Genomic DNA, 6319 nt, shown 5'->3' on the forward strand with positions numbered 1-6319 from the left:
CGCACGCCGCACCGAGAAGAGGTCACCCGTGGGCACAGTCGTCGACGACGCCGCCTCCGTGGAATTCCATGCCTTCTTCGACCGCCACTACGCCGAACTGGCCCGGCTGGCCCACCTTCTGACGGGTGAGGCGGACGCCGCGGACGACCTGGCGGCGGACGCGTTCCTCGCGCTGTGGAACCGCTGGGACCGGGTGCGCGCGGCCGAGCATCCGGTGGCGTACGCCCGTGGTGTCGTCGCCAATCTGGCCCGCACCCGGATCCGCAGCGCGGTCCGCGAGCGCCGCAGGATCGCCCTGTTCTGGTCGCAGCGCGAGGAGAAGACCGAGAACCCCGACGTCGCCGGCGTTGTGGACGTCCAGTCCGCGCTGCGTAGACTCCCCTTCCGCAAACGGGCCTGCGTGGTGCTCCGGCACGCCTTCGACCTCTCGGAGAAGGACACCGCGCTCGCCCTGGGGGTCTCGGTGGGTACCGTGAAGAGCCAGACGTCCAAGGGAATGGCCGAGCTGCAGAAGCTGCTCGGCGCAAAGGGAGCTCCGTTCAAGGTGCACGTGATGACGCGCACCCGCGAGACCTCGGGAAGGAACCGATGACGATGCAGCGGGACGTGCACGACGAACTGCGCGCCCGGCTGCAGCAGGCGGCCGAGGCGTACGAGCCGGACCGGGCGCGCATCCTCGCCCGGATCGAGCGCGGCATGGCGGGCGGGACCGAGGTCCAGGACCGGCGCGCGCACCGCGCGACCCGCACGCTGGTCTGGGGCTGGACGCGGGTCGTGGGGGCCACGGCCGCGGTCGCGGGCATGCTCGCGGTCGGCGGTTACGCGGTGGCGTCCGCGGTGAAGGACGACACCCGGGTGGAGCAGACGGTGTCCGTCTCGCCCACGCCGGTGCAGTCCCCCGACGCGACGAGCCGCCCGCCGGCCTCCCAGAAGGCGACGCCGAGCTCGGGGTCCGGCGGCGGCGAGTCGAAGGAGCCGGAGAAGCCGAGCAGTTCCCCGACGCCCTCCGCCCCGTCGTCTCCGACGTCGCCGGCCGTCGTGCTCCTGCCGGGCACCGACGACGATGACGACGGGCCGCTGTGGTCGGACGGCTCCGTGGATCCGCACAGCAACGACTTCTGGGCGCAGAGCAACATCACCATCCGGGCGAAGGCGGTGGCCACCGAGCTCACCGTGCAGCTGAGGATCGCCCAGACCGGCGGGGTCTCCAACGCCGGGGCCTGGCGCTCGCTGCCCGAGCAGGACTTCGACCTCACGGTCACCGAGCAGGACGGCTTCCTGGTCTACACCTGGGTGCTCAAGGAGGGCCGTACGGTCCCCGTGGGCGAGTGGGTGTTCGCCGGGCAGTACGACCACGACCGCGGCGGCCGGGACGCCGGCGGCGACAGCTATGTCATCACGGGCCAGTCCGACGGCAAGGCCCGCACCCTGGGCAGCGGCTTCGCCCCCCAGGACACGGCCGGCGGCGACTCGTAGGGGAACCCGGAAGGGACTCACGAAAAAACTTCTGCAACGGCGGCAACCCTTTCCTCACCGGTGGCGACCACACAGCGCAAGGACCACCCACCACCCGAGGATTCGGCACATGACTGCTACCGCAGAACCGCGCACCCGGCACCGCCGCAGCGTCACCAAGCGGCGGGCGCTGATCGCGGGTTCCACCGCCCTGGGCATCACCGGCACGGCGATCGTCACCACGACGCTGCTGTCCTCGGCGGGCGCCGCGACGGCCTGGCCCACGGCGACCGGCAGCAAGGCCGTCTCCTCGACGATCAAGGTCTCCGGCACCTACGACGGCAAGCTGAGGAAGTTCTACGGCTCCGGCGCGCTCGGCACCTCCGACCAGGACGAGTCGCAGGGCGCGATCTTCGAGCTGGCCGACGGCGCGGTCCTGAAGAACGTCATCATCGGCACCCCGGCGGCGGACGGCGTCCACTGCAAGGGCTCCTGCACGCTGCAGAACGTGTGGTGGCTGGACGTCGGTGAGGACGCGGCCAGCTTCAAGGGCAAGTCGTCCTCGGCCGTGTACCGGGTCATCGGCGGCGGCGCGAAGAACGCCGACGACAAGGTGCTGCAGTTCAACGGCGCCGGCAAGCTGACCGTGACCGGCTTCCGGGTGAAGAACTCCGGCAAGCTGGTGCGCTCCTGCGGCAACTGCAGGACGCAGTACAAGCGCACGATCGTGCTGAGCGACATCGACGTGGTGGCCCCGCTGAAGGCGATCGTCGGCGTCAACGCCAACTACGGCGACACCGCCACCCTGTCGAAGATCCGCATCCAGAACGACCCGAAGAAGAAGGTCAAGATCTGCGTGCGGTTCAAGGGCAACAACTCCGGCAAGGAGCCGACCGAGATCGGGTCCGGCGCGGACGGAACCACCTGCAAGTTCTCGTCATCTGCCATCACGTACAAGTGACACATCCCGCACAGAACGACTGAGAAGCGACCGAGAAGCGACGGAGAACGACCCTTGAGCACGCACAGAAGACGACACCTCTCGCGCCGACGCGTGCTCGGGGCCTCCGCGATCGGGGTCGCCGCCACCGGTGCCGCCGTCGCGGGCGGCACCGGCCTGCTGTCGTCCGCGTCCGCCGCGGCCTTCGGCTACAAGGACGACGGCAGGAACTACGTCGTCGACACCGGGGCGTCCCTCGTCTTCAAGGTCTCCAAGACGACCGGCGACCTCACCTCCCTCGTCTACAAGGGCAAGGAGTACGAGGGCTACGGCGGCAAGCACTCGCATGTCGAGTCCGGCCTCGGCACCTCCACGGTGACGATCAGGCAGTCGGGCTCCACGATCCTGGTCAAGGTGGTCCACGGCTCGATCACCCAGTGGTACGCGGCCCGCAGCGGCCAGAACAACGTCTACCTCTGGACGAACAAGGCGGACGCGTCCTTCACCGCGACCCGGTTCATCGTCCGCCTCAAGCCCGGCATGTTCCCCAACACCGGCCCGGACTCCTGGATCGAGGCGTCCGACACGGTCATCGAGGCCGGGGACGTCTGGAAGCGCGCGGACGGCACCACCCACTCCAAGCACTACTCGGGCAAGCGCACCATCGACTACGACCACGTCGGCCTCACCACCGGCTCGGTCGGCCTGTACCTGGTCCGCTCCAACCACGAGAAGGCCTCGGGCGGCCCCTTCTACCGCTCCCTGCTGCGCCACTCCAACGACAAGGGCGCGGGCCTGTACGAGATCCTGCACTACAACCAGGCCCAGACCGAGGCGGAACGTTTCGGCCTGCAGGGCCCGTACGTCCTCGCCTTCACCGACGGCGGCGCTCCCGCGTCCTCCCTCTTCCACGCCGACCTGGACACCTCCTGGGTGGACGGCCTCGGCATCACCGGCTGGGTCGGCAGGGCCGGCCGCGGCAGGGTGGCGGGCGTGGGCCTGAAGGGCATGGACGCGAAGTACCCGTACACGGTCGGCTTCGCCAACAAGGACGCCCAGTACTGGGCGAAGGCGACGGCCGGTACCGGCGCCTTCTCCTGCAAGGGGATGCTGCCGGGGACGTACACACTGACGGTCCACAAGGGCGAGCTGGCGGTCCACACGGAGACGGTGAAGGTGACGGCGGGCACCACGACGAGCCTGCACACCCTCTCGATCACCGGCGACCCGTCCACCGCCAGGACGCTCTGGCGGCTGGGCGACTGGGACGGCACCCCCGGAGAGTTCAAGAACGCCCAGCTCATGACGTACGCGCATCCGTCCGACGCCCGCGCGGCGAAGTGGACGGGCAACGTCACGATCGGCAGCGGTGACCCGGCCAAGTCCTTCCCGGCGTACATCTGGAAGAACGTCAACGACGGCGTCCTGATCTACTTCAAGCTGACCAGGGAGCAGGCGGCGGCCGCCCACACCCTCCGCATCGGCGTCACCGACGCCTTCGCGAACGGCCGCCCGCGCGTCACCGTGAACGACTGGGTCTCCCCGGTCCTGGCGGCCGTCACCCAGCCCTCGACCCGCTCCCTCACGACGGGCTCCTACCGGGGCAACAACCACACCTTCACGTACAACGTCCCGGCCACCGCCTGGAAGACGGACGTCTCCCAGTACAACGTCCTCAAGCTCAACATCGTGAGCGGCTCCTCCGGCACGACCTACCTGAGCCCAGGCACGTCCTTCGACTGCATAGACCTCCTCACCTGAGAACTTGCCGGCTTCAGCCCCTCTGAGGCCGGCAAAAGGGAAAGCCCCCGTCGCTGGAACCCGACGGGGGCTTTCCCGACCTCTAGGGGCGCGGGGAACTGCGCGACCAGCCACAACCGGCCCGCAGCCCGCGTACAACGATCAGTTCATGGTGGACCCGATGGTCGTAGACCCAGTGGTCAGAAACGTAGTGGCCGGCAACGACCCATCACTCTTCCTCGTGCCGTACGCAGAAGTCGCGTCAGTCGAGACAAACTTCGGCGTGGACACCCCACTGTCCCAGTTGTTCGCGGCCGACACGGTCGAAGACCCCAGCTTCGACAGCCCACCCTTGTTGCTCACCGCAAGATTCCGCGCGAGCCGCGCCTTACCGGTGGCGAAGTAGAACCCCGCCTCCACATTGGAGTACGCGGTGTTGCGGTTCAGGACGATGGCGCCCGTGTTGGAGTTCTCGGTGAACCCGTTGAGCGTGTTGTCCCAGGCCGCGTTGTTGTTGACGACGTGCGCGACGGCGACACCCCCGCCGCCCAGCTTGAACCCGTTGCCGTTGCCCTCGAACGCCGTGTCGCTCCAGCGGTTCTTGCCGTTGCCGAAGGCCCAGCTGTGCTCGATGGTGACGGGCGTGGAGAACTGCCAGAGGTCGAGGCCGTCATCCGAATTGTTGTACAGACGCGCGCCGGTGATCTTGTTTCCGGTGCCGGAGCCGAACTTGATGGCGATGCCGTCCGCGTTCTGCCCGTGCCCGGCGGCGTCGTAGTTGCCGTAACTGTCCAGGTTCTGGACGAGGTTGTTGACGGTGTTGTCGCCGCGGAGCGTGAACCCGGAGTCGCCGTTGTTCGCGGTGACGAGGTTCTTGAAGACGCCACCGGTGGACGAGGTGACGACGAAGCCCTGGGCCGGGGATTCCTGGAAGGTGAGGTTCTGGACGGTCCAGTAGCTGCCGTAGATCCCGGTCAGCCAGGAGCCCGCGGGCAGCTTGGAGCCGTCGATCTTCACCTTCTCGCTGCCGTAGGCCTGGAGCGTGATGCGGGACGAACTCGTACCGCTGGCCGTGGACTTGAGGGTGGCCGTCGGGTAGTACGTGCCGGCGCGGACCTGGATGACGGTGCCGGCGACCGCGTTCTTCACGGCCGACTCCAGCTGCGCGGTGGTGGAGACGGTGACGGTCGTGGACGCGGCCTGGGCGCCGCCGCCCGACAGGCCTAGGTAGACTCCGCCGCCCCCCGAGGCGAGCGCCACTGCGGCGGCGATCGAGAGGGTGCGCGTCCTGCGGTGGCGTCCGGTGCTCAAACGCACGGGCGTTCCTTTCAACGTGAGGCTTGCCGGGAGGAAACGGGCCGGAGGGGCCGCCCCGGCCCGTTTCCTCACATCAGTCGCCGCCATGGCCGGAAAGGGTTGCCGCGCCCGGCGAAAAAGATCGGCGAAACTTTCGCTCCCCTTCCGCCCACCCCCATCGATTGACGCACCGTCTCCCGCTGGTGACACTCCGAAGGCACCACACCCCACAGAAACACCCAACAGAACCCCCACACCCACACAGGATGTGTCATGCGCCGCCTCGGTACCGCCCGCGCCCTGCTCCTGGCACTCTCCCTCGCCCTCCTCTCCTTCTTCTCCTTCCTCACCGCCCCGCCCAGCACCGCGACCTCCGGAGCACCACCCGTGACGCACTCGAAGTACGCCGGCTATCTCTTCGCCTACTTCACCGGCGAGGGCACCGCCGACGGCGAGCAGATCCGCTATGCCCTGAGCCGCGGCAACGACCCCCTGCACTGGCGGGAGTTGAACGGCGGGCAGCCGGTCCTCACCTCGACCATCGGGGAGAAGGGCCTGCGCGATCCGTTCGTGATCCGCTCCCCGAAGGGCGACAGGTTCTTCCTCATCGCCACCGATCTGCGGATGTACCAGTACAGCAGCGGCGACTGGGACCACGTCCAGCGCCACGGCAGCAAGTCGATCATGATCTGGGAGTCGACCGACCTCGTCCACTGGACCGACCAGCGGCTGGTGAAGGTGGCCCCGGGCACCGCGGGCAACACCTGGGCGCCGGAGGCCTACTGGGACGACAGTCTCAGAGGGCGGTATGTGACGTAGTGCCGCGTTTGTTGTCGCTGGAACGTGTGGCACAGGCGTATCGGGGCTGATCGGGGAGTCCTGCCGTGC

The 6319-nt window shown here is 68.5% G+C and carries 5 protein-coding genes and 1 pseudogene; 5 read left to right on the top strand and 1 reads right to left on the bottom strand.

Features of this window, described 5'->3' with window-relative positions:
* The first annotated feature begins 28 nt into the window (after positions 1-28).
* The 4 genes from ACLZN2_RS32930 to ACLZN2_RS32945 all read left to right on the top strand — a co-directional run bounded on the left by ACLZN2_RS32930 (position 29) and on the right by ACLZN2_RS32945 (position 4156).
* Positions 29-592 carry a SigE family RNA polymerase sigma factor gene (locus ACLZN2_RS32930; RefSeq protein WP_416983056.1) on the top strand — a complete coding sequence of 188 codons (564 nt, stop codon included), beginning with the start codon at positions 29-31 and terminating at the stop codon, positions 590-592.
* Positions 589-1476, top strand: coding sequence for a hypothetical protein (locus ACLZN2_RS32935; protein WP_416983057.1), 888 nt, complete (start codon positions 589-591; stop codon positions 1474-1476). The genes ACLZN2_RS32930 and ACLZN2_RS32935 overlap by 4 nt, the downstream gene beginning before the upstream one ends.
* A gap of 109 nt (positions 1477-1585) precedes the next feature.
* Positions 1586-2416 carry a pectate lyase gene (locus tag ACLZN2_RS32940; RefSeq protein ID WP_416983058.1) on the top strand — a complete coding sequence of 277 codons (831 nt, stop codon included), beginning with the start codon at positions 1586-1588 and terminating at the stop codon, positions 2414-2416.
* A gap of 54 nt (positions 2417-2470) precedes the next feature.
* Complete coding sequence (locus tag ACLZN2_RS32945) at positions 2471-4156, top strand: rhamnogalacturonan lyase B N-terminal domain-containing protein (protein ID WP_416983059.1); 1686 nt, start codon at positions 2471-2473, stop codon at positions 4154-4156.
* 141 nt (positions 4157-4297) lie between these two features.
* Here ACLZN2_RS32945 and ACLZN2_RS32950 read toward each other — a convergent pair whose 3' ends face one another.
* The gene (locus ACLZN2_RS32950; RefSeq protein ID WP_416983060.1) at positions 4298-5452 is read right to left on the bottom strand and encodes a right-handed parallel beta-helix repeat-containing protein; all 1155 of its coding nucleotides are present in this window, start codon (positions 5450-5452) and stop codon (positions 4298-4300) included.
* A gap of 252 nt (positions 5453-5704) precedes the next feature.
* Between ACLZN2_RS32950 and ACLZN2_RS32955 the strand changes: the two are divergent.
* Positions 5705-6244 (top strand): annotated as a pseudogene (locus ACLZN2_RS32955) (1,4-beta-xylanase); the annotation flags it as partial.
* Between the last annotated feature and the right edge of the window lie 75 nt (positions 6245-6319).

Source organism: Streptomyces sp. T028 (assembly GCF_048159505.1).
Classification (GTDB): Bacteria; Actinomycetota; Actinomycetes; order Streptomycetales; family Streptomycetaceae; genus Streptomyces.

What these genes read in the sequence shown, in the direction of transcription:
- ACLZN2_RS32935 (WP_416983057.1), top strand. Translation starts at nt 589, where the DNA reads ATGACGATGCAGCGGGACGTGCACGACGAACTGCGCGCCCGGCTGCAG.
- ACLZN2_RS32940 (WP_416983058.1), top strand. Translation starts at nt 1,586, where the DNA reads ATGACTGCTACCGCAGAACCGCGCACCCGGCACCGCCGCAGCGTCACC.